The following is a 19,084-nucleotide window of genomic DNA, read 5'->3' as shown; positions in this document are numbered from 1 at the left end:
GAGATTACGTCCCCTGTTCCACTCTGGGTACCCACCGCGGGTCGCGTCTGTCACGAAAAGCGGCCACACCTTCGCGACCTTCCTCCGAGAGGAAGAAGCCGGCCGACTCGGTGGCCAGTTCGGCGAGCTCGGCGCGGATGTCGGTCTCGTGCCGTCGGCGCAGCAGGGCCTTGGCGCCCGCGAGCGCTCCCGGCGCGCCCTTGACGAGCGCGCCGACGTATCCGGCGATGGCGTTGTCGAGATCGGACGGCGGGACGGCGCGGGTGACCAGCCCGACGTGCGCGGCGCGGTACCCGTCGAAGGTCTCGCCGGTCAGGTAGAGCTCGGCGGCCGCGCGCGGCGAGAGGCGGCGCAGCACGGTCGCGGAGATGACCGCCGGGATGACCCCGAGCCGGACCTCACTGAACGCGAAGGTGCTGTCGGTGCGGCAGACGGCGAGGTCCGCGGCGGCGATCAGGCCGAGCCCGCCCGCCCTCGCCGGCCCGCCGACCCGGGCGACGACCGGCTTCGGCGACTCCCACAGCGCGGCCAGGACCTCGGTGAGCATCGCGGCCGGCACCTGCCCGGCCTCGCGGGCGGCGGCGGTCTCGGTGAGATCGGCGCCCGAGCAGAACACGGTCCCCTCGTGGTCGAGGAGGATCACCCGCACGCTCTCGTCGGCGACGGCGACGGCGAGATGTTCGAGGAACTGCGTCATCAGCGGCGTCGACAGCGCGTTGCGGTTGTGATCGCTGTCAAGCGTCAGCGTGGCGACACCGTCATGGGCGTCATAGCGGACAAGTCGGTCGGGCTCGTGGCTCGGCATGTCCCGTACGCTAGCGCCCGTGCCTGGACTACCTCCGGACGGTGAACCGGTTCCGCGCGACGGGTCGCTACCCGCTCGCGCGCTCACCCGTGTCGGCGAACAGGGCTTCGGCCTCTACGTCCACGTGCCCTTCTGCGCCTCCCGCTGCGGCTACTGCGACTTCAACACCTACACCGCCGCCGAACTCGCCGGGGGAGTGACGCGCGACTCCTACGCCGCCCTCGTCCTCGACGAGCTCCGCCTCGCCGCGCGCGTCCTCGACGGGACCGCCCCCAAGGCGCGCACCGTCTTCTTCGGCGGCGGCACCCCCACCCTTCTTCCCGCCGACGACCTCGTCCGCATCCTCGACGGCATCGACGCCGCCTTCGGGCTCGCCGACGACGCCGAGATCACCACCGAGGCCAACCCCGAGTCGGTCGACCCCGCCTACCTGTCGCGGCTGCGCGCCGGCGGCTTCAACCGCGTCTCGCTCGGCATGCAGTCGGCCGCCCGCCACGTCCTTGCCGTCCTCGACCGCAAGCACTCGCCCGGCCGCGCCGCGCAGGCCGCCGTCGAGGCGCGCGAGGCCGGCTTCGGCCACGTCAACCTCGACCTCATCTACGGGACCCCCGGCGAACGCGAGGAGGACTGGGCCGCCAGCCTCGACGCGGCCGTCGCCGCCGGCGTCGACCACGTCTCGGCCTACTCGCTGATCATCGAGGACGGGACCCGCCTCGCCGCCCGCATCAGACGCGGCGAGGTCGCGATGCCCGACGACGACGTGGCCGCCGACCGCTACCTCGCCGCCGACGCCGCACTCTCCGCGGCCGGACTGAACTGGTACGAGGTCTCCAACTGGGCCGCCGACACCGACGCCCGCTGCCGCCACAACCTCCTCTACTGGCAGGGCGGCGACTGGTGGGGCCTCGGCCCCGGCGCGCACAGCCACGTCGGCGGAGTCCGGTGGTGGAACGTGCGCCACCCCAGCGCCTACGCCGGACGCCTCGCCGAGGGCGCCTCCCCGGGCGAGGGCCGCGAAGTACTCGACGACGCCGACCGCCATGTCGAAGATGTATTGCTAAGACTACGGATCGTCGACGGTATCGAGGTATCCTCATTGGCGCCGCCCGGGCAGGAGAGCGCGGCCCGCGCCGTCGCCGACGGGCTACTCGACGAGCCCGCCTTCGAGAAGGGCCTGGCGCGGTTGACGCTCCGCGGAAGGCTCCTGGCCGACGCGGTGGTGCGCGACCTGTTGCCCGACTGAGAGTGTTTCCCGGCGCTCGCGACTGAGAAGACGCCCCATGCCGAGACGAAGGCCCCGCCACGCCGCACCGCCCAGGTTCGATCCCCGGTTGACGCGCACGACGGTCGCGGCCGCCGTGCTCGCGCTCGCCGGAACCGCCACCGCGCTCACGCTGCCGTCGCCCGCCGTGACGGTCAACGCGCCGCTCGGAGGGCCCCCGGCGGCCGCCGAGTCCACCTCGACGCCGGCTCCGCCGAAGAAGACGGTCACCATCACCGGAACCGGCGACATCATCCTCGGTTCGGCACCCGATGACCTGCCGCCCGGTGATGCCGAGGGCTTCTTCGAGCGGGCCTCCGGCGTGCTGACCGGCGACCTGCTCATCGGCAACTTCGAGGGCACGCTCACCGAGCGGGAGAAGTCGTCGAAGTGCAAGCCGAAGGCCGAGAACTGCGCGGCCTTCCGGATGCCGCCGGGCTACGCCGAGGTGATCGCCGACGCCGGTTTCGACGTCCTCAACCTCGCCAACAACCACGCCCTCGACTACGGCGGCGAAGGGCTCGCCGACACCCGGACACACCTCAACGACGCCGGGATCGAGTACACCGGCATGCGCGGCGAGTACGCCGAGCTGACCGTCGACGGGGTGGAGATAGCCGTCGTGGGTGTCTCGCCGTACGCGTGGTCGCAGGACATGCACGACCTGGAGGGCACCGCCGCGCTGGTCGAGGCGGCCGCCGAGCGCAACGACCTCGTCGTGGTCTCCATGCAGGCCGGCGGTGAGGGCGCCGACAAGGACCACGTCGTCCCCGGCGCCGAGATGTTCCTCGGTGAGGACCGCGGCGACGTGATGGCCTTCTCCCGTGCCGTCATCGACGCCGGCGCCGACCTCGTCGTCGGGCACGGCCCGCATGTGATGCGCGGCATGGAGTTCTACAAGGGCCGGCTGATCGCCTACAGCCTCGGGAATTTCGCCGGATACCGGGTCCTATCGACCGAAGGCAACCGGGGAGTCGGCGGCGTCCTCGCCGTGACTTTGACCATTGACGGCGACTGGGCCGGCGGCGTCCTGCGCGCCACGCGCATGGTCGACGGGGGATATCCCGCCGCGGATCCGGACAACACGGCACACGAGACGTGCAATCGGCTGTCCCGCGACGATTTCGGGGCGACGGCGGCCCTCGTCACCGAAGGTGGCCGTATCACTCCGCCCTGAACGATGAGGCAATACCGGCCCTCGCGCCAGTAGACTGGCACTCAGTCTGCCCGAGTGCCAGGCCAGCTCCATGCCTGCGACCGCCGCTCTCGGTGCCGATGCCCGACCACTGACGAGAGCGCGAGGAGGACGCCGGATGCCCATGGATGAGCGCAAGCTGGAGGTACTGCGCGCGATCGTCCAGGACTACGTCGCCACGCAGGAACCGGTGGGCAGCAAATCCCTCGTGGAACGCCACAACCTGCGGGTCTCCTCGGCGACCGTCCGCAACGACATGGCCGTCCTCGAAGACGAGGGCTACATCCACCAGCCCCACACCAGCGCCGGCCGCGTCCCCACCGACAAGGGCTACCGCCTGTTCGTCGACCGGCTCAGCCAGGTCAAGCCGCTCACCGCGGCCGAACGCCGCGCCCTGCACCGCTTCCTCGACGGCGCCCTCGACCTCGACGACGTCGTCCACCGCACCGTCCGGCTCCTCGCGCAGCTCACCCGGCAGGTCGCCGTCGTCCAGTACCCGAGCCTGTCGCGCAGCCGCGTCCGGCACCTCGAACTGGTGCACCTGACGGCCTCGCGCCTCATGCTCGTCATGATCACCGACACCGGCCGCGTCGAACAGCGCCTCGTCGAACTCCCCGGGCCCGTGGCCGAAGACGACGTGCTGGCCATCCGCCGCACCGTCAACGAGAAGCTCACCGGCGCCCGGCTCACCGAGACGCCCAAGCTCATCCAGGCCCTCGTCGAAGAGGCCGCCGCCGAACTGCGCCCGGCCATGACCAACCTGTCGACCGTCCTGCTCGAAACCCTCGTCGAACGCGGCGAGGAGCGCATCGCGCTGGCCGGTACCGCCAACCTCACCCGGCACTCGCTCGACTTCGCCGGATCCCTGCGGCCTATCCTCGAAGCCCTGGAGGAAGAGGTCATCCTGCTCAAGCTGCTCGGCGAGGTCGACACCTCCGCCGCGCTGCACATCCGGATCGGTGACGAGAACGAGATCGTCGGACTGCGCGCCACCTCGGTGGTCAGCGCCGGCTACGGCCCCTCCGGGGACGTCGTCGGCGGTCTCGGCGTTCTCGGCCCGACCCGGATGGACTACCCCGGCACCATCGCGGCCGTGCGCGCGGTCGCACGGTACGTCGGCGAGGTCCTCGCCCAGAACTGATGAACGACATTTCTTGTTTCGATATTGAGCTGTTGAGGCGATGAGAGCACACGTGGCCAAGGACTACTACGGAATCCTCGGTGTGGCGAAGGACGCGACCCCGGACGACCTGAAGAAGGCGTACCGCAGGCTCGCGCGGGAGTTCCACCCCGACGTGAACCCCAGCCCCGAGGCGCAGGAGAAATTCAAGGAGATCAACGCCGCCTTCGAGGTGCTCTCCGACCCGCAGAAACGCCAGATCGTCGACCTCGGCGGCGACCCCCTCGCCCCCGGCGGCGGAGGCGGGGCCGGACCCGGCGGAGCCGGACCGTTCATGGACTTCCAGGACATCATGGACGCGTTCTTCGGCGCCTCCGGCCCCATGGGCGCCGGACCCCGCCGGGGCCCGCGCTCCCGGGTGCGCCCCGGATCCGACGCGATCCTGCGCCTCGACCTCGACCTCGAAGAGGCCGCGTTCGGGCTCGAATCGCCCATCACCGTCGACACCGCCACCGTCTGCGGAACCTGCGAAGGCTCCGGCGCGGCCGCCGGCTCGGCACCCGTCACCTGCGACACCTGCGAAGGCTCCGGCGAAGTCCAGTCCGTGCAGCGCACCATCCTCGGCCAGATGGTCACCTCACGACCCTGCGCCACCTGCTCCGGCTTCGGCACCGTCATTCCGAACCCGTGCCCCAAGTGCGCCGGTGACGGACGCGTCCGCAGCCGCCGCACCCTCACCGTCAAGATCCCCGCCGGCGTCGAAGACGGCATGCGCATCCGCCTGGCCGGACAAGGCGAAGTCGGCCCCGGCGGCGGACCCGCCGGCGACCTCTACGTCGAGATCCACGAACGACCCCACGACGTGTTCACCCGCAAGGGCGACGACCTCCACTGCAAACTCAAAGTGCCCATGACGGCCGCCGCCCTGGGCACCAGCATCACCCTCAAGACCCTCGACGGCGAAGAAGTCGTCGACGTCAACCCCGGCACCCAACCCGGCAGCACCCTCCGCGTACGCGGCAAAGGCGTCCCCCGACTGCGCGGAGGCGGAGCCAGAGGCGACCTCTTCGTGCACCTCGACGTCCGCACACCCACCAAGCTGGACGCCGAACAAGAAGAACTCCTCCAGAAACTCGCCCAACTACGCGATGAGGAGATCATCGAGACACGGGGCGGCGGAGGTTTTTTCTCCCGAATGAGAGACGCCTTTAACGGGCATGCTTGATTGCTGGCGGCTGGGTTTCTGGCGGCTTCGCCGCATCCGCGCTTCGCGCGCTTGCCGCTGAGCGCGGCGGGCGCCGCCGCCGTCTGTGGTCGTTGTGGGTGGGTGGTGGCGGTGGACGGCTTCGGCGACCACCACGCAGTACGCGGCAGAGTCGGCGGGGGTTGCGCCGGCGGCCGGGTGCGGCCGAGGCTTGCTGCGGCCTGATCGCGGTTTGTGAGTCGACGAAAGGCGCCCCTCGGGGCGCCTTTCGTCGTTAGTGCCTCTACTCGCCGCGGGTCGTCCCGCCCTCTTGTTTGCTGTCAGGCGGGGGACTGGTCTTCTCGCCAGCCCCAGGTGGGGACCGGGTCGGAGCTGGAGATGTCGGACGCGTCCGCCTCCGACACGTCCTTCGCGATTCTCGTGCCCCACTCCAGGTAGGACGTCAGCCTCGCCCGCAGGTGAGGATCGTCGGGGACACCGGTCTCGTCGGCGGCCTCGACGAACGCCGTCACGAACGCCGCCCGCTGCTCCTCGGTGATGTGCTTGCCCGCGTGGTGCAGCAGCAGGGCCTCATGCCCGCCGTGCTCGGCGGTGTAGGTCGCGGGGCCTTCGAAGACCTCACCGAGCCAGTCGGCGAGGTGCACGGCATGTTCGGGCCGCGGCTCGGTACCGAAGACCTGCGACAACACGGGGTCGGTGACGCAACGGCGGTAATGGGCCTCGGCGAGTCTGCGCAAAGCGTCCTGGCCGCCGATGAACTCGTAGATCGTGGGCTCGCTCATGTCTGCCTCTCGTCGCCGTTGAAGACGCGAACTACAGCGTCCGGCGATGCCGCGCTGTTCCCCGGCTCACAAGAACAACCGCGCCATGCCCACCGAGACCGGCGCGACCTCCCGGAACCCGAACTTCTCGTACAGGTGGCGGGCCTCGCCGTCGGCGATGAGCGAGACGTAGGCGCCCTCGGGCATGCCCGCCTCCATCGCCTCGCTCAGCGCGGCCATGACCCGCTTCCCGAGGCCGCGGCCCTGATGCCCGGGCAGGACGCAGATGTCGACGACCTGGAAGAAGCACCCGCCGTCGCCGATGATCCGGCCCATGCCGACCGCCTCACCCTCCCGACGCACCAGCACCCCGAACCACGTGTTCGGCAGGCCCAAGGCCGAGGCCTCGACGGACTTGGCGCCCAGGCCCGTCGAGCCGCGCAGATGCCGGTACTCCTCGACCGTCGGCACGCCCTCGACGAGTTCGTAGTCAAGATCCATGCCCTCAGCCTATGGAGGGGCCTGGCCGCGCCGCCCGTGGGTTAACGTCGCGGCATGAGCGCACCGCTGTTCCTGGTCGCGGCCCTCCCGGCGCCCGGCGCCTTCCGCCTCGACGGCCCCGAAGGGCGCCACGCCGCCGACGTGCAGCGCCTCCGCGTCGGCGAGCACCTGCTCCTGTCCGACGGCGAAGGCGGCGTATGCCCCGCCACGGTCACCGCGACAGAGAAGGGCGCCCTCGTCCTCGACGTCGGCGAAGCCCACCGTGAACCCCTCCCCGAACCGAGCCTGACCGTCGTGCAGGGCTTGGCGAAAGGCGACCGGGGTGAACGGGCCGTGCAGGCGATGACCGAGGTCGGCGTCGACGCGATCGTGCCCTGGTCGGCGTCCCGGTCGGTCGTGCAGTGGCGCGGGGACCGCGGCGACAAGGCCCACGCCAAGTGGGCCGCGACCGCCCGCGAGGCCGCCAAGCAGGCCCGCCGTCACCGCGTCCCCGAACTCGCCGAGACGGCTTCGACCAAGGCCGTCGCCGCCCGCGTCACGGCCGCCTCGGCGGCCTTCGTGCTGCACGAGGACGCCACCGAGCCCCTGTCGACGGCGAAACTCCCCGACGCCGGCCAGATCGTCCTGGTCGTCGGACCCGAAGGAGGGGTCTCCGGCGACGAGCTCGCCGCCTTCGAGGCCGCGGGCGCGCTGCCCGTCCGCCTCGGCCGCGAGGTGCTGCGGACCTCGACGGCCGGCGTCGCGGCGCTGGCCGCCCTGTCGGTGCGGCTGGGACGGTGGTGAGGGCGCCCGGCCCTCAGTGCCCCCCGAGAGCCGTGATCATCAGCTCACCGACCCGCGTCGCCGAGGCCGGGTTCTGCCCGGTCACCAGCCGCCCGTCGGCCACCGCGTGCGGCGACCACTTCTCCCCGGCGCTGTAGTCGGCGCCCCGCGAGCGCAGCTGCGTCTCCAGGAGGAAGGGCACGACGTCGGTCAGACCGACCGCTTCCTCCTCCTCGTTGCTGAACCCGGTGACCTTCTTCCCCTTGACGAGGAAGGACCCGTCGCGCAGGCGCAGGTTCACCAGCGCCGCCGGACCGTGGCACACCGCGCCGATCACGCCGCCGTTGTCGTAGATCTGCGCGGCCAGCTTCAGCAGGTCGGCGTCGCCGGGGAAGTCCCACATGGCGCCGTGCCCGCCCACGTACAGGAGCGCGTCGAAGTCGGCGGGCTTGAACCCGCCCGGCCTGGTGGTCTCGGCGACCTTGCGCGACAGCACCGGGTCGTCGAGGAAGGCCTTGACGACCGGGTCGTCCTCGCTGCCGTCGAGGCCGTCGGCGGGCGGCTGCCCGCCCTGGGGCGAGGTGAAGTCGAGGATGTACCCGAACTTCGCGAAGGCCGCCGCCGGATGGGCCGCCTCGGGCACGTAGTACCCGGTCTTGCGTCCGGTGTCGCCGAGTTCGGCGTGACTCGACAGGGCCAGCAGGACGTGCTTGGACATGGAGATCCCCTCTCGGTTGCGCCTCCAGTCGACGACACGGAGGCCGCGGGCGGGCCGGAACGGCGATTTCGCCCTTTCGCCCGCATGCCGCCTTCGTGCCCGAACGGCCCCGCCCGGAAACCCTCCGCTAGCATCGGCGGGCATGGCGGACTGTCTGTTTTGCCGGATCGTCGCGGGTGAGATCCCCTCGGCGACCGTGCACGAAACCAACCGTGTCCTCGTCTTTCGCGACATCGCCCCGAAGGCCCCGACGCACCTGCTCGCCATCCCCAAGGACCACCACGTCACCGTCGCCGAACTCGCCGCGGCCGACCCGGGCCTCGCCGGTGAACTTCTGGAGGCCGCCGGGCGCGCCGCCGAGTCGGAAGGCCTCGACGGCGGCTACCGGCTGATCGTCAACACCGGCGACGACAGCGGCTGGGAGGTCCGGCACGTGCACGTCCACGTTCTCGGCGGGGAACCGCTGGGGCCGTTGCTGGCCCGCTGAGACCGGCGAATCTCGGTCGACGGGGCCGTGCCCCGCAGCGATAAGATGTACTCCCGAGCTGTACGGACCGCGTGACACGCGGTCCCCGGTAGTGAGAGCAGGTGGCTCAAGGCCCTCGGGCCGTGCCTATGTCCGAGCATTCGTCCTCCGCGACGCCTCCCCAATCGCAAATCAAGATCACTGTCGCGGACCCGCAGACGATGGTCAGCCTGCTCGGATCGAACGACGAGATCCTGCGCTACCTCGAACGCACCGTTCGCAGCGACGTCCACGTGCGCGGCAACGAGATCACCATCTCCGGTACGCCCAAGGACGTCGCCGACACCGAGCGGCTGTTCAACGAACTGATCGCGCTGGTCGGCAAGGGCGCACCGGTCACCATCGACGTGGCCCGCCGCACCCTCGGGATGCTGGAGAAGGCCACCGACGGCGACGAGAGTCCCGCCGACGTGCTGACCCTCGACATCCTGTCCCGCCGCGGCCGCACCATCCGCCCGAAGACGATGGGCCAGAAGAAGTACGTCGACGCCATCGACGAGCACACGATCGTGTTCGGCATCGGCCCCGCCGGAACCGGCAAGACGTACCTGGCGATGGCCAAGGCCGTCCAGGCGCTCCAGGCCAAGCAGGTCACGCGCATCATCCTGACCCGCCCGGCCGTCGAGGCCGGCGAGCGCCTCGGCTACCTGCCCGGCACGCTCTTCGAGAAGATCGACCCCTACCTGCGGCCGCTCTACGACGCGCTGCACGACATGGTCGACCCCGACTCGATCCCGCGCCTGATCACCAACGGGACCATCGAGGTCGCGCCGCTGGCCTACATGCGCGGCCGCGCGCAGCCGGTGTTCACGCCGGTGCTGACCCCGCAGGGCTGGCGCCCGATCGGTGAGCTGCGCGTCGGCGACCTCGTCGTCGGCTCCAACGGCGAACCCACGCCCGTCCTCGGCGTCTACCCGCAGGGCGAGAAGGACATCTACCGCGTCCGCACCCGCGACGCCGCCTCGACGCTGGCCACCGGCGACCACCTGTGGACCGTCGACGGCGGAGAGGTCAAGACCACCACGGAGCTGCTCGACGGCCTCGCCGAGGCCGGCGCCTACCAGCTTCCGCTGCTCAGCGGCCCGGCGCATCTTCCCGCGCGCGAGACCAGCGTCGACGCCTACGAGCTCGGCCTGCGCCTGTGGGACGGCTGCCTCGACACCGTCGCCGCCGGGCACCGCGAGAACGAGGCGGTCGGCCTCGGCCGGATCGTCAAGTCCCGCACCGAGATCCCCGGCGGGCTCGGCCTGACCGGCGTCTGCCCGGACACCGCCTTCGTCCCCGCCGACTACCTGCACAACACCCCCGACGTGCGCCTGGCGGTCCTCCAGGGCCTCCTCGACGCCGACGGCCGGGTCGCCACGCTCCCCGACGGCGGTGTCAGCGTCCGCTACATCACCCCGTCGACGCAGCTGCGCGACGACCTGCGCTACCTGGTGCGCTCGCTCGGCGGCGTCGTCGCCACCCGCGTCCGCAACAACGCGCACACCCTCGACATCCGCCTCCCCGACCGGGTGGAGCCCTTCCGGCTGTCCCGCAAGGCCGAGAAGTACCGCGCGGCCGGGCAGGCCTGCCCGGAGCGGTTCATCGACCGCATCGAGTCCGAGGGACGCGCCGAGGCGGTGTGCATCCAGGTCGCGGCGGCCGACTCGCTCTACGTGACCGAGGACTTCATCCTCACCCACAACACCCTCAACGACGCGTTCATCATCCTCGACGAGGCGCAGAACACCACGCCCGAGCAGATGAAGATGTTCCTCACCCGCCTCGGCTTCGGCTCGAAGGTCGTCGTCACCGGCGACGTCACCCAGGTCGACCTGCCCGGGGCGTCCGTCAGCGGGCTGCGCATCGTCCGTGACATCCTCGGCGATGTCGAGGACGTGCACTTCTCCACGCTGGGCAGCGCCGACGTCGTGCGGCACCGCCTGGTCGGCGACATCGTCGACGCCTACGAGAAGTGGGACGCCATCCGGCAGCAGGACAACGAGGACCGGCCCGGACAGCACGGGCAGCAACGGCCGCGCCGGACCGACCGCCGGTCCGGACGGCAGTGACGCGAGGGGGACACCATGTCCATTGAGATCGCCAACGAGTCCGGCCACGAGGTCGACGGCGACACCATCCTCGAGGTCGCGCGCTACGCGCTGACCGAGATGGGCGTCAACCCGCTCGCCGAGCTGTCCATCCTGCTCGTCGACGAGGAGTACATGACCGAGCTCAACCACCGGTGGATGGGCGGCACGGGCCCGACCGACGTGCTCGCCTTCCCCATGGACGAGATGCCCGTCGACCGGGGCCCCAACTCCGACGAGCCGGCCTCGCCGGCGCTGCTCGGCGACGTCGTGCTGTGCCCGGAGGTGGCCGAGAAACAGGCCGCCGCGGCCGGGCACACCGCCGCCGACGAGATGCACATGCTGACCGTCCACGGGGTGCTGCACATCCTCGGCTACGACCACGTGGAGCCCGACGAGGCCAAGCGCATGTTCGGTCTGCAGGGCAAGCTGCTCGAAGATTGGCGACGAACACGCTGATGTCCACCCCAACGCTGCTCGGCATCGCCGTGGCCCTTGTCGTACTGGCGGGACTGTCGGCGATGACCGACGCGGCGCTGTCCCGGATCTCCCCGGCCCGCGCGGCCGAGCTGGCCCGGGACGGTGTGCGAGGCGCCGCGGGTCTCCAGGCCATCGCCGACGACCGCCCCCGCTACATCAACCTGCTCCTCCTCCTGCGGCTCGCCTGCGAGCTGACCGCGACCACACTGGTCGCGCTGATCACCTTCGGCGCCTGGGGCACCGGCTGGGCGGCGACGCTGACCACGGCCGCGTCGATGCTCGTGGTCTCCTACGTCGTCATCGGCGTCGGCCCGCGCACGATCGGCGTCCAGCACGCCTACCCGGTGGCCCTGGTCAGTTCGGGGATCGTGCGTTTCCTCGGCCGCGCCTTCGGGCCGCTGACGAGGCTGCTGATCCTGGTCGGCAACGCCGTCACACCGGGCAAGGGCTTCCGGGAAGGGCCGTTCGCGACCGAGACGGAGCTGCGCGAACTCGTCGACATCGCCGAGCAGCGCGGCGAGGTCGAGCACGGCGAACGGCAGATGATCCACTCGGTCTTCCAGCTCGGCGACACCATCGTCCGCGAGGTGATGGTGCCCCGCACCGAGATGGTGTGGATCGAGGCGGAGAAGACCGCCGCCCAGGCGCGGGCGCTGGCGCTGCGCTCGGGCTTCTCGCGCATCCCGGTGGTCGGCGAGGACATCGACGACATCCGCGGCGTGGTCTACCTCAAGGACCTGATCCGGCTGTCCGGCGACGGCGAGGACGTCAAGGTCGGCGACATCATGCGCGAGGGGACCTTCGTGCCGGAGTCGAAACCGGTCGACGACCTGCTGCGCGAGATGCAGTCGGCGCGCGTGCACATCGCCGTGGTCGTCGACGAGTACGGCGGCACCGCCGGGCTGGTCACCATCGAGGACATCCTCGAGGAGATCGTGGGCGAGATCACCGACGAGTACGACGTCGAGCGCGCCCCCGTGCAGCGCCTGGCCGACGGCTCGGTGCGGGTCACCGCGCGGCTGTCGGTGGAGGACCTCGGCGAGCTGTTCGGCGTCACGCTGCCCGAGGAGAACGTCGAGACCGTCTCCGGACTGCTCGCGCAGGCCCTGGGGAAGGTCCCGATCCCCGGCGCCGAGGCCGTCGTCGAGGGCCTGCGGCTGACCGCCGAGGGCACGACGGGACGCCGCAACCGCATCGACACGGTGCTGGTGCGCAGGGAGGCGGCCGAGCCGGCCGAACCCGAGACGGAGAAGAGGATGAACGCCGATGCCTGAGCTCGACACCGAGGACAACAAGCTGCTGATCCTGGCGCGCGGCGCTCGCGGCCGCATCGGCGCGGAGACGGGCGCGGCGGTCCGCGACGGCGACGGGCGCACCTACGCGGCGGCGTCGGTGAAGCTGCCCGGCGTCGAGCTGTCGGCGCTGCAACTGGCCGTCGCCAACGCCCTTGCGGCCGGTGCCGAGGAGCTGGAGGCGGCCGTCGTGGTCACCGCCGGGGAGGTCGACGAGGGCGGCCTGGCCGCCGTACGTCACTTGTCTTCGGCCGCGCCGGTACACGTCGCCGACCCGGACGGCACAATACGAGCATGACCGATCACGTGCCGTACCGCGCCGGCTTCGCCTGCTTCGTGGGCCGCCCCAACGCCGGCAAGTCCACGCTGACCAACGCCATCATCGGCTCGAAGATCGCGATCACCAGCAACCGGCCGCAGACGACCCGCCACGTCGTGCGCGGGATCCTGCACCGGCCCGACTCGCAGCTGATCCTGGTCGACACCCCCGGCCTGCACAAACCCCGCACCCTGCTCGGCCAGCGCCTCAACGACCTCGTGCGCGCGACCTGGAGCGAGACCGACGTCGTCGGGCTGTGCATCCCCGCCAACGAGAAGGTCGGACCCGGCGACCGCCTGATCTCCAAGGAGATCGAGGAGCTGCGCACGAAGATCGTCGCCGTGGTCACCAAGACCGACCTGGTCTCCAAGGCCGACCTGGCCAAGCAGCTCATGGACGTCTCCAAGCTCGCCGACTTCGCCGACATCGTGCCGTGCAGCGCCGTCACCGGCGAGCAGGTCGACACGCTCGTCGAGGTGATCAGCGGGCACCTGCCGGAGTCCCCGCAGCTCTACCCCGACCACATGATCACCGACGAGCCCGAGCGGGTGATGATCGCCGAGCTGATCCGCGAGGCGGCCCTCGAAGGCGTGCGCGACGAACTCCCGCACTCGATCGCGGTCGTCATCGAGGAGATCCTCGACGAGGAGAGCGAGGGGAACCCCCGCAAGCACATCTACGCCGACATCTACGTCGAGCGGCCGAGCCAGAAGGCCATCGTGATCGGCAAGGGCGGCGCGCGCATGAAGCACGTCGGCACGCAGGCGCGCAAAGAGATCGGCAAGCTCATCGACTCGCGGGTCTTCCTGGACCTTCACGTGCGGGTCGCCAAGGACTGGCAGCGCAACCCGAAGCTCCTTCAGCGTCTGGGGTTCTAGACCCTTTTGTCGGACCCCGGCCGCACAATGGCCGCATGAGCACTCCCGAGATCGTCACGCACCCGGACCGTCCGTACGCGGCGGTGGCCGGGCGCGTCACCATGTCCACGTTCCCGGAGATCGCCGACCGCTTCGGGGAGGTCTTCGGACACCTCGCCGCGCGTGGCGCCGAGCCCGCCGGCGCGCCCTTCTTCCGTTACAGAGGCGTGGCCATGCCGGGCCCGCTCGACATCGAGGCGGGAATTCCCGTCGCCGAGGCCGTCGAGGGGGAGGGCGAGGTCTTCGCCGGCGTCCTGCCCGCCGGGCGCTACGTGACCGTTTCCCACGTCGGCCATCCCGACCAGCTCGTCGACGTGACGGCGTCCCTGCTGGCGTGGGCGGCCGGTCAGGACCTCGAGTTCGACAAGGAGGACGGTGCGGAGAACGAGCGCTGGGGGTCGCGGCTGGAGTTCTACCTCACCGATCCCAGAGACGAGCCGGACCTGAACAAGTGGGAGGTCCTGCTGGAGTTTCGCCTGGCGCGGTGACGGGCCGAAGTTTTTTCGCGAGGCCGGTAGTAGAGCGTCGTGCCCGTTCGTCATTCAGATGACAGTCGACAACACGATGGGAGCGACACGATGAAGTACCTGATGCTGGTCTGCCTCGACCCGAGCTTCAAGCCCGGTCCCGGCGAGCTCGACGACGCCCCGGACGTCGACGAGTGGGTCAAGGAGATGGACGGCCGGGGCATCCGCCTGATCGGCGAGCGCACCCGTCCGGCCGCCGACGCCACGACCGTTCGCGTCCGGGGCGGCGAGGTGCTCCTCACCGACGGGCCCTTCGCCGAGACGAAGGAGCAGATGGTCGGCTTCGACGTCCTCGACTGCGCCGACCTCGACGAGGCCGTCCAGGTCGCCTCGAAGCACCCCATGGCCTGGGGCGGGCTGATCGAACTGCGGCCGTTCTGGGAGGGCGACGACGAGTGACGGAACAGGACGTGGCCGGCCGTGTCGCGGCCGTCTACGCCGACGGGTGGAGCCGGATCGTGGCGACACTGATCCGGCTCACCGGCGGCGACTGGGACCTGGCCGAGGAGTGCGCGCAGGACGCCTTCGCGAAGGCCCTGCGGCTGTGGCCGGAGAAGGGCGTGCCCGACCAGCCGCTGGCCTGGCTCACCACGACGGCGCGCAACCGCGCGATCGACGTGATCCGGCGTGCCTCGGTCGAGGCCGGGAAACTGCGGGAGGTCGCCGAGATGGAGCCGGTTTCGCCGCCCCCGCACGACTCCGACATCCCCGACGAGCGCCTGGAACTGATCTTCACCTGCTGCCACCCGGCGCTCAGCGTCGAGGCGCAGGTGGTGCTGACCTTGCGGAGCCTCGCCGGCATGTCGACCGCCGAGATCGCCGCCGCCTTCCTGGTGCCCGAGCGGACGATGGGGCAGCGGCTGTTTCGCGCCAAGCAGCGGATCAAGAACACCGGGATCCCGTTTCGGGTGCCGCCGGCACACCTGCTGCCCGAGCGGCTGCCGACCGTCCTCCACGTGCTCTACCTGCTGTTCAACGCCGGGTACGGCGATCCCTCCCGTGAGCGGGTGACGGAGGAGGCGATCCGGCTGGCGCGCCTGCTGGTCGCCCTCATGCCCGACGAACCCGAGGCCCGCGGCCTGCTCGCCCTCATCCTGCTTCACGACGCCCGCCGCGCCGCCCGCACCGACCCCCACGGTGAGCTTGTGCCACTCGACGAGCAGGACCGGTCCCTGTGGGACGCCGAGCGGATCGGCGAGGGCGAGGCCCTTCTGAGGCAGGCACTGCGCCGCCGCCGGGCGGGCCCGTTCCAGCTTCAGGCCGCCATCGCCGCCTGCCACGCCACCGCCGCCGACCCCGAGGACACCGACTGGCTCCAGATCGCCGGGCTCTACACCGAGCTGCTGCGCCTGGTCCCCACACCGGTCGTGGCACTCAACCGGGCCGTCGCCATCGGTATGGCCGAAGGCCCCACCGCCGCCCTCACCATCCTCGACGACCTCACCGCCGCCGGCGGCCTGGATGCGTACTACCTGCTACCCGCCGCCCACGCCGACATGCTCCGCCGGGCGGGGAGGACGGGCGAAGCCCGCGAGGCCTACGCGCGGGCGCTGGAGCTGGCGCCGACGGAGCCGGAACGGCGGTACCTGCGCCGACGGCTGGAGGGGTGCGAGGGGTGAGGGTTGCGGGGCGAGGGGTGCGAGGGGTGGGTTGCGGGGCGAGGGGCCGAAGGGGGATGGGTGGGGAGCCCGCCGACCCGCCTACCTGCCTGCCCACGTGTCCGGTCGCTCACGTGTCCGCCCACGCTGCAGTTCGCCCCATGTCTTAGTTTGCCCAGCGCGAGGCTCTTGCAGGCGCTCGCCGCTTTTCCACCTGCACGCCTTCCGTGCGCGGCCCGTTCACGTCCCACTCCGCCTGCCGCGAGGTCCTGAACGCGCCCGTCGTCTCGCCCCGGTATGGCGTCCGACCCGCCGACGTCTCAGCCTGCCCAGCGCGAGGGCTGCACTCTCTCGCTGTGTCGCCCGCTCCCGCTCCCGCCGACTCAGCGCGATGTTCCTCGCGCGTCTGCCGAACCCCGGTCCGCGCGCCGCCGAACCCGCCGAGCACGCGGCTCTACGAGCGCCCGCCGCATTCCGAGCAGCCCACCCCCATGTCCGTTCCGCCGTGTCCCAGTTCGCTAGGCCGAGGCTTAGGCGCTTGCCGGTGCCGCCCGCACGTGTTCAGCCGGCCCACGTCCGTCCGGTGCAACATCGTGGCCGGCTCAACGCGAGACTCTTACCCGTGGCTGCCGCGCCTCCGGCCGCCTCCCGTGTCGAACCCGCTTACGCCCGAGTCGGCCACCGCGAGACCATTCGCCCGCCCGCCGCCCGCCGCCCGCCGCCCGCCGCCCGCCGCCCGCCGCCCGGGTCCGGGTCCGGTTTGCCCACGTCCCAGCCAGCCATCGCGAGGCTTACCCGCGCCGCCGCTCCTGTCCACCCACGTGTCCGGCCGCCCACCTAGTGCGTGGCTCTACGAACGCCCGCCGCATTTCCACCGGCCACCTCCCGTGGCCAGCTGGCGTGGGGCCCAACCGTCCCAGCGCGAGGCGGCACGCGAGCTCGCCGGAACTCTTGCCCGCTCACTCGTTCGGCATGCCCGGCATCCGGCGCGGCAGGCAGGCAGCTCAGGTGGTCGCCCGCCTCCTCCCCCTTCTCCCCCTTCTCCCCTCCGGAGGCGCGGTGGGTACTGCTGGGCGAGGCGTCCGTGGCCTCCGTGCGTTAGCCCTATTAGCCCTATTAGCCCCACTAGCTCCACCAGTACACCGGCCTTCGACCGGCCCGCGAAACGCTGCCAGCTCGCCCCTGTGCGGCGTTTGGACGCCGCTGCGCTCGCCACCGACATCGTCCAGAGCCGCTCGCCTGCCAGGCGCGCCGCGCACGGGCAGCGCCTCATTTGGCGGCGCGGTGGCGAAGTCGCATGAGGCAAGGCCACGCCGGCAGCGGCAGGCGAACCCAAACCGGGCCACGCCCTGCCCCCATGTCGTGCCAGACGCAGGGGGAGCGAACTACCGCTTCGGCGGTGCGGTGCGGTGCGTACACCGCCTCACCCACAACCCAGCGCGCTGCGCGCACGCGCCAGTCCGTCGCTCATGCGCGCCCCGCGCCCCGCGCCACACGCGCACGCCCCACCCCGTCGCCCGCAGCCACTCGCACGTCACGCCCGCACGCCCGCACGTCACGCACGCCCGTCGGCGTCGGCGGCGGCGTCATGGCGGTGGCGTGCCGTCGAGGTCGGGCACGCCACCGTGAACCTCCGCAGGCCCCCGCCTCACCCCAAGGACGCCCTGCCCCTCACCCACCTCTCAGACCTGGCCCCTCACCCCGCCGGCGCGTACCCCCCGTCCAGCGTCGCGCAGACCTCCTTCGCGTCCGTCAGCCCGCCCAGGAGGCGGGCCGCCGACGCCTGCCACTCCTCGGCGGTCGCCGATGGCACGCCGTCGTCGCCGTCCTCGGCGGCTACCGAGGGGAGGAGGGCGCCGGTGTCGGCGGCGGCGGTGTACAGCTCGTAGCCGAGGCGGTAGATGTCGCCCATCGCCTCCGGTGGGGTGTACTCGGTGACGGCGGGGAAGAGGCCTTCGGCGGTGGCGGCGTGGTCGAGGTTGGCGGGGTCGAGGGAGAAGGCGAGGGCGAAGCGGCGGGCCGCTTCCAGGTCCTTCGCCGCGGCGCTGACCGACAGGCCCCCGCCGTGGTAGGCGGGCACGACCGCGCCGCCGTCGTCGGTGGGCCAGGCGAAGGCCCCGATCTCGAAGGCGGGCGGCTGCGCGGCGGCGGCCAGGGCGAAGCGGCTGCTCGCGGGATACATGGCGGCCTCACCGGCGAGGAAGGCGGCGTCACCGCCGTTGTCGGTGATCGAGACGTACTCCCCGAGTTCGGTGACCTTCTCGGCGGCGGCGCGGAACTCCTTGTCGCAGAAGTGCACGTGGTCGAGCCGCCGGTGCTGCATCCAGGTCGGCGACTCGCGGTACACGTCGGTGGTGATCGTCGCCGACCACAGCAGCGTCGCGGCCTCCACACCGCCCAGCGCGAAGGGCCGCACGCCGTCGCCCTTCAACTCGCCCGCCGTCTTCAGGAGCTCGGCGTAAGTGCCGGGTACTTCGCCGAGCAGGTCCTTGTTGTAGTAGACGACGGGCACGGCCTCGCCGGTGGCGGGGAGCCGGTAGATCTGCCCGGCGACGCTGCCCGAGTAGGGCTGCCGGAAGCGCGCGATCTCCTCGGGCTGCCAGCCGTAGAGCAGCTCGGGCGTGCCCAACCCCTTCGGCGAGACCCCGGCCATGATGTCGGGAAGGGGGGCGCCTTCGCCGAGCATCTGCCGCACGTGCGCGGTGGGATCGCCGCCGAGGGGGATGACGGTCAGCTCGATCTCCAGCCCGTTGGCGTCGGCGACGCGCTCGACGGCCTCGGTCCAGTAGGCGGCGGGCCGCTCGGCGGTCTCGGCGACGAGGAAGGTGAGCCCCGGCGCACCGGGTTCCTCCGAGTCGGCCGCGCCCTGACAGGCGGAGGCGGTGAGTAATACCGCGGCGGCGCAGGCGCTCGCGGCGAGGAGTCGTCCCATGGCGGTTACCTCTCCCAAGGGGTGGCCGGCACCCTGAGTAAATATCCCTAAAAGTAGGGCTCGGGGAAAAGGGAGTCAAGTGGTGGATTCCGGA

18 protein-coding genes and 3 pseudogenes are annotated in these 19,084 nt (G+C 71.4%); 16 read left to right on the top strand and 5 right to left on the bottom strand.

Annotated features, from left to right (window positions below):
• Positions 1 to 4: 4 nt before the first annotated feature.
• Complete coding sequence (locus tag AB0I28_RS37055) at positions 5 to 805, bottom strand: enoyl-CoA hydratase-related protein (RefSeq protein ID WP_357500691.1); 801 nt, start codon at positions 803 to 805, stop codon at positions 5 to 7.
• Here AB0I28_RS37055 and hemW point away from each other — a divergent pair.
• The 4 genes from hemW (at position 804) to dnaJ (ending at position 5,606) form a co-directional block, all read left to right on the top strand.
• Positions 804 to 2,048, top strand: a complete 1,245-nt coding sequence (gene hemW / locus AB0I28_RS37050) for a radical SAM family heme chaperone HemW (protein WP_357500689.1) — start codon at positions 804 to 806, stop codon at positions 2,046 to 2,048. The two genes, AB0I28_RS37055 and hemW, sit on opposite strands and share 2 nt — an antisense overlap.
• An 88-nt stretch (positions 2,049 to 2,136) precedes the next feature.
• Positions 2,137 to 3,243, top strand: a complete 1,107-nt coding sequence (locus AB0I28_RS37045; protein ID WP_357500688.1) for a CapA family protein — start codon at positions 2,137 to 2,139, stop codon at positions 3,241 to 3,243.
• A gap of 136 nt (positions 3,244 to 3,379) precedes the next feature.
• On the top strand, positions 3,380 to 4,402 hold the full coding sequence (hrcA, locus tag AB0I28_RS37040) for a heat-inducible transcriptional repressor HrcA (protein WP_357500686.1): 1,023 nt from the start codon (positions 3,380 to 3,382) through the stop codon (positions 4,400 to 4,402).
• A gap of 52 nt (positions 4,403 to 4,454) precedes the next feature.
• Positions 4,455 to 5,606, top strand: a complete 1,152-nt coding sequence (gene dnaJ / locus AB0I28_RS37035) for a molecular chaperone DnaJ (RefSeq protein WP_357500727.1) — start codon at positions 4,455 to 4,457, stop codon at positions 5,604 to 5,606.
• 299 nt (positions 5,607 to 5,905) lie between these two features.
• Here dnaJ and AB0I28_RS37030 read toward each other — a convergent pair whose 3' ends face one another.
• Complete coding sequence (locus AB0I28_RS37030; RefSeq protein WP_357500685.1) at positions 5,906 to 6,367, bottom strand: group II truncated hemoglobin; 462 nt, start codon at positions 6,365 to 6,367, stop codon at positions 5,906 to 5,908.
• A 66-nt stretch (positions 6,368 to 6,433) separates the two neighbouring features.
• Complete coding sequence (locus AB0I28_RS37025; RefSeq protein WP_357500684.1) at positions 6,434 to 6,847, bottom strand: GNAT family N-acetyltransferase; 414 nt, start codon at positions 6,845 to 6,847, stop codon at positions 6,434 to 6,436.
• Between the two features lie 54 nt (positions 6,848 to 6,901).
• Here AB0I28_RS37025 and AB0I28_RS37020 point away from each other — a divergent pair, with 54 nt between their 5' ends.
• Positions 6,902 to 7,630 (top strand): 16S rRNA (uracil(1498)-N(3))-methyltransferase, encoded by a 729-nt coding sequence (locus AB0I28_RS37020; RefSeq protein WP_357500683.1) that lies wholly within the window; start codon positions 6,902 to 6,904, stop codon positions 7,628 to 7,630.
• A gap of 13 nt (positions 7,631 to 7,643) precedes the next feature.
• Here AB0I28_RS37020 and AB0I28_RS37015 read toward each other — a convergent pair whose 3' ends face one another.
• A complete protein-coding gene (locus AB0I28_RS37015; protein ID WP_357500681.1) occupies positions 7,644 to 8,327 on the bottom strand; it encodes a type 1 glutamine amidotransferase domain-containing protein in 684 nt (227 codons plus the stop codon).
• Between the two features lie 142 nt (positions 8,328 to 8,469).
• Between AB0I28_RS37015 and AB0I28_RS37010 the strand changes: the two genes are divergently transcribed.
• From AB0I28_RS37010 to AB0I28_RS36960, 11 genes and pseudogenes are all read left to right on the top strand, one after another.
• Entirely contained in the window at positions 8,470 to 8,814 is a 345-nt protein-coding gene (locus tag AB0I28_RS37010) for a histidine triad nucleotide-binding protein (protein ID WP_357500680.1), read from the top strand.
• A gap of 128 nt (positions 8,815 to 8,942) precedes the next feature.
• A pseudogene (locus AB0I28_RS37005) lies at positions 8,943 to 9,647 on the top strand (PhoH family protein); the annotation flags it as partial.
• Positions 9,636 to 10,316 (top strand): annotated as a pseudogene (locus tag AB0I28_RS37000) (LAGLIDADG family homing endonuclease); the annotation flags it as partial. The pseudogenes AB0I28_RS37005 and AB0I28_RS37000, both read left to right, overlap by 12 nt.
• A gap of 225 nt (positions 10,317 to 10,541) precedes the next feature.
• Positions 10,542 to 10,907, top strand: a pseudogene (locus AB0I28_RS36995) (PhoH family protein); the annotation flags it as partial.
• A 15-nt stretch (positions 10,908 to 10,922) separates the two neighbouring features.
• Positions 10,923 to 11,384, top strand: a complete 462-nt coding sequence (ybeY, locus tag AB0I28_RS36990; RefSeq protein ID WP_357500679.1) for an rRNA maturation RNase YbeY — start codon at positions 10,923 to 10,925, stop codon at positions 11,382 to 11,384.
• Complete coding sequence (locus tag AB0I28_RS36985; RefSeq protein WP_357500678.1) at positions 11,384 to 12,679, top strand: hemolysin family protein; 1,296 nt, start codon at positions 11,384 to 11,386, stop codon at positions 12,677 to 12,679. Before ybeY ends, AB0I28_RS36985 begins: the two co-directional genes overlap by 1 nt.
• Positions 12,672 to 12,995 carry a cytidine deaminase gene (locus AB0I28_RS36980; RefSeq protein ID WP_357500677.1) on the top strand — a complete coding sequence of 108 codons (324 nt, stop codon included), beginning with the start codon at positions 12,672 to 12,674 and terminating at the stop codon, positions 12,993 to 12,995. Before AB0I28_RS36985 ends, AB0I28_RS36980 begins: the two co-directional genes overlap by 8 nt.
• Complete coding sequence (gene era, locus AB0I28_RS36975) at positions 12,992 to 13,894, top strand: GTPase Era (protein ID WP_357500675.1); 903 nt, start codon at positions 12,992 to 12,994, stop codon at positions 13,892 to 13,894. Before AB0I28_RS36980 ends, era begins: the two co-directional genes overlap by 4 nt.
• Before the next feature lie 35 nt (positions 13,895 to 13,929).
• Positions 13,930 to 14,421, top strand: coding sequence for a GyrI-like domain-containing protein (locus tag AB0I28_RS36970; RefSeq protein WP_357500674.1), 492 nt, complete (start codon positions 13,930 to 13,932; stop codon positions 14,419 to 14,421).
• A 90-nt stretch (positions 14,422 to 14,511) separates the two neighbouring features.
• Positions 14,512 to 14,859: a YciI family protein gene (locus AB0I28_RS36965; RefSeq protein WP_357500672.1), complete on the top strand. Its 348-nt coding sequence runs from the start codon at positions 14,512 to 14,514 to the stop codon at positions 14,857 to 14,859.
• Positions 14,856 to 16,079 carry a sigma-70 family RNA polymerase sigma factor gene (locus AB0I28_RS36960; RefSeq protein WP_357500670.1) on the top strand — a complete coding sequence of 408 codons (1,224 nt, stop codon included), beginning with the start codon at positions 14,856 to 14,858 and terminating at the stop codon, positions 16,077 to 16,079. Before AB0I28_RS36965 ends, AB0I28_RS36960 begins: the two co-directional genes overlap by 4 nt.
• A 1,675-nt stretch (positions 16,080 to 17,754) precedes the next feature.
• Here AB0I28_RS36960 and AB0I28_RS36955 read toward each other — a convergent pair.
• Positions 17,755 to 18,990 (bottom strand): extracellular solute-binding protein, encoded by a 1,236-nt coding sequence (locus AB0I28_RS36955; RefSeq protein ID WP_357500669.1) that lies wholly within the window; start codon positions 18,988 to 18,990, stop codon positions 17,755 to 17,757.
• Between the last annotated feature and the right edge of the window lie 94 nt (positions 18,991 to 19,084).

The organism is Phytomonospora sp. NPDC050363, assembly GCF_040655735.1.
Lineage (GTDB): Bacteria > Actinomycetota > Actinomycetes > Mycobacteriales > Micromonosporaceae > Phytomonospora.
This window is presented reverse-complemented; position numbering and strand designations above follow the sequence as displayed.

Coding starts and splice junctions, on each gene's coding strand:
- hemW (WP_357500689.1), top strand. CDS start 804: ATGTCCCGTACGCTAGCGCCCGTGCCTGGACTACCTCCGGACGGTGAA.
- AB0I28_RS37055 (WP_357500691.1), bottom strand. CDS start 805: ATGCCGAGCCACGAGCCCGACCGACTTGTCCGCTATGACGCCCATGAC.
- hrcA (WP_357500686.1), top strand. CDS start 3,380: ATGCCCATGGATGAGCGCAAGCTGGAGGTACTGCGCGCGATCGTCCAG.
- AB0I28_RS37030 (WP_357500685.1), bottom strand. CDS start 6,367: ATGAGCGAGCCCACGATCTACGAGTTCATCGGCGGCCAGGACGCTTTG.
- AB0I28_RS37025 (WP_357500684.1), bottom strand. CDS start 6,847: ATGGATCTTGACTACGAACTCGTCGAGGGCGTGCCGACGGTCGAGGAG.
- AB0I28_RS37020 (WP_357500683.1), top strand. CDS start 6,902: ATGAGCGCACCGCTGTTCCTGGTCGCGGCCCTCCCGGCGCCCGGCGCC.
- AB0I28_RS37015 (WP_357500681.1), bottom strand. CDS start 8,327: ATGTCCAAGCACGTCCTGCTGGCCCTGTCGAGTCACGCCGAACTCGGC.
- AB0I28_RS37010 (WP_357500680.1), top strand. CDS start 8,470: ATGGCGGACTGTCTGTTTTGCCGGATCGTCGCGGGTGAGATCCCCTCG.
- ybeY (WP_357500679.1), top strand. CDS start 10,923: ATGTCCATTGAGATCGCCAACGAGTCCGGCCACGAGGTCGACGGCGAC.
- AB0I28_RS36985 (WP_357500678.1), top strand. CDS start 11,384: ATGTCCACCCCAACGCTGCTCGGCATCGCCGTGGCCCTTGTCGTACTG.
- AB0I28_RS36980 (WP_357500677.1), top strand. CDS start 12,672: ATGCCTGAGCTCGACACCGAGGACAACAAGCTGCTGATCCTGGCGCGC.
- era (WP_357500675.1), top strand. CDS start 12,992: ATGACCGATCACGTGCCGTACCGCGCCGGCTTCGCCTGCTTCGTGGGC.
- AB0I28_RS36970 (WP_357500674.1), top strand. CDS start 13,930: ATGAGCACTCCCGAGATCGTCACGCACCCGGACCGTCCGTACGCGGCG.
- AB0I28_RS36965 (WP_357500672.1), top strand. CDS start 14,512: ATGAAGTACCTGATGCTGGTCTGCCTCGACCCGAGCTTCAAGCCCGGT.
- AB0I28_RS36955 (WP_357500669.1), bottom strand. CDS start 18,990: ATGGGACGACTCCTCGCCGCGAGCGCCTGCGCCGCCGCGGTATTACTC.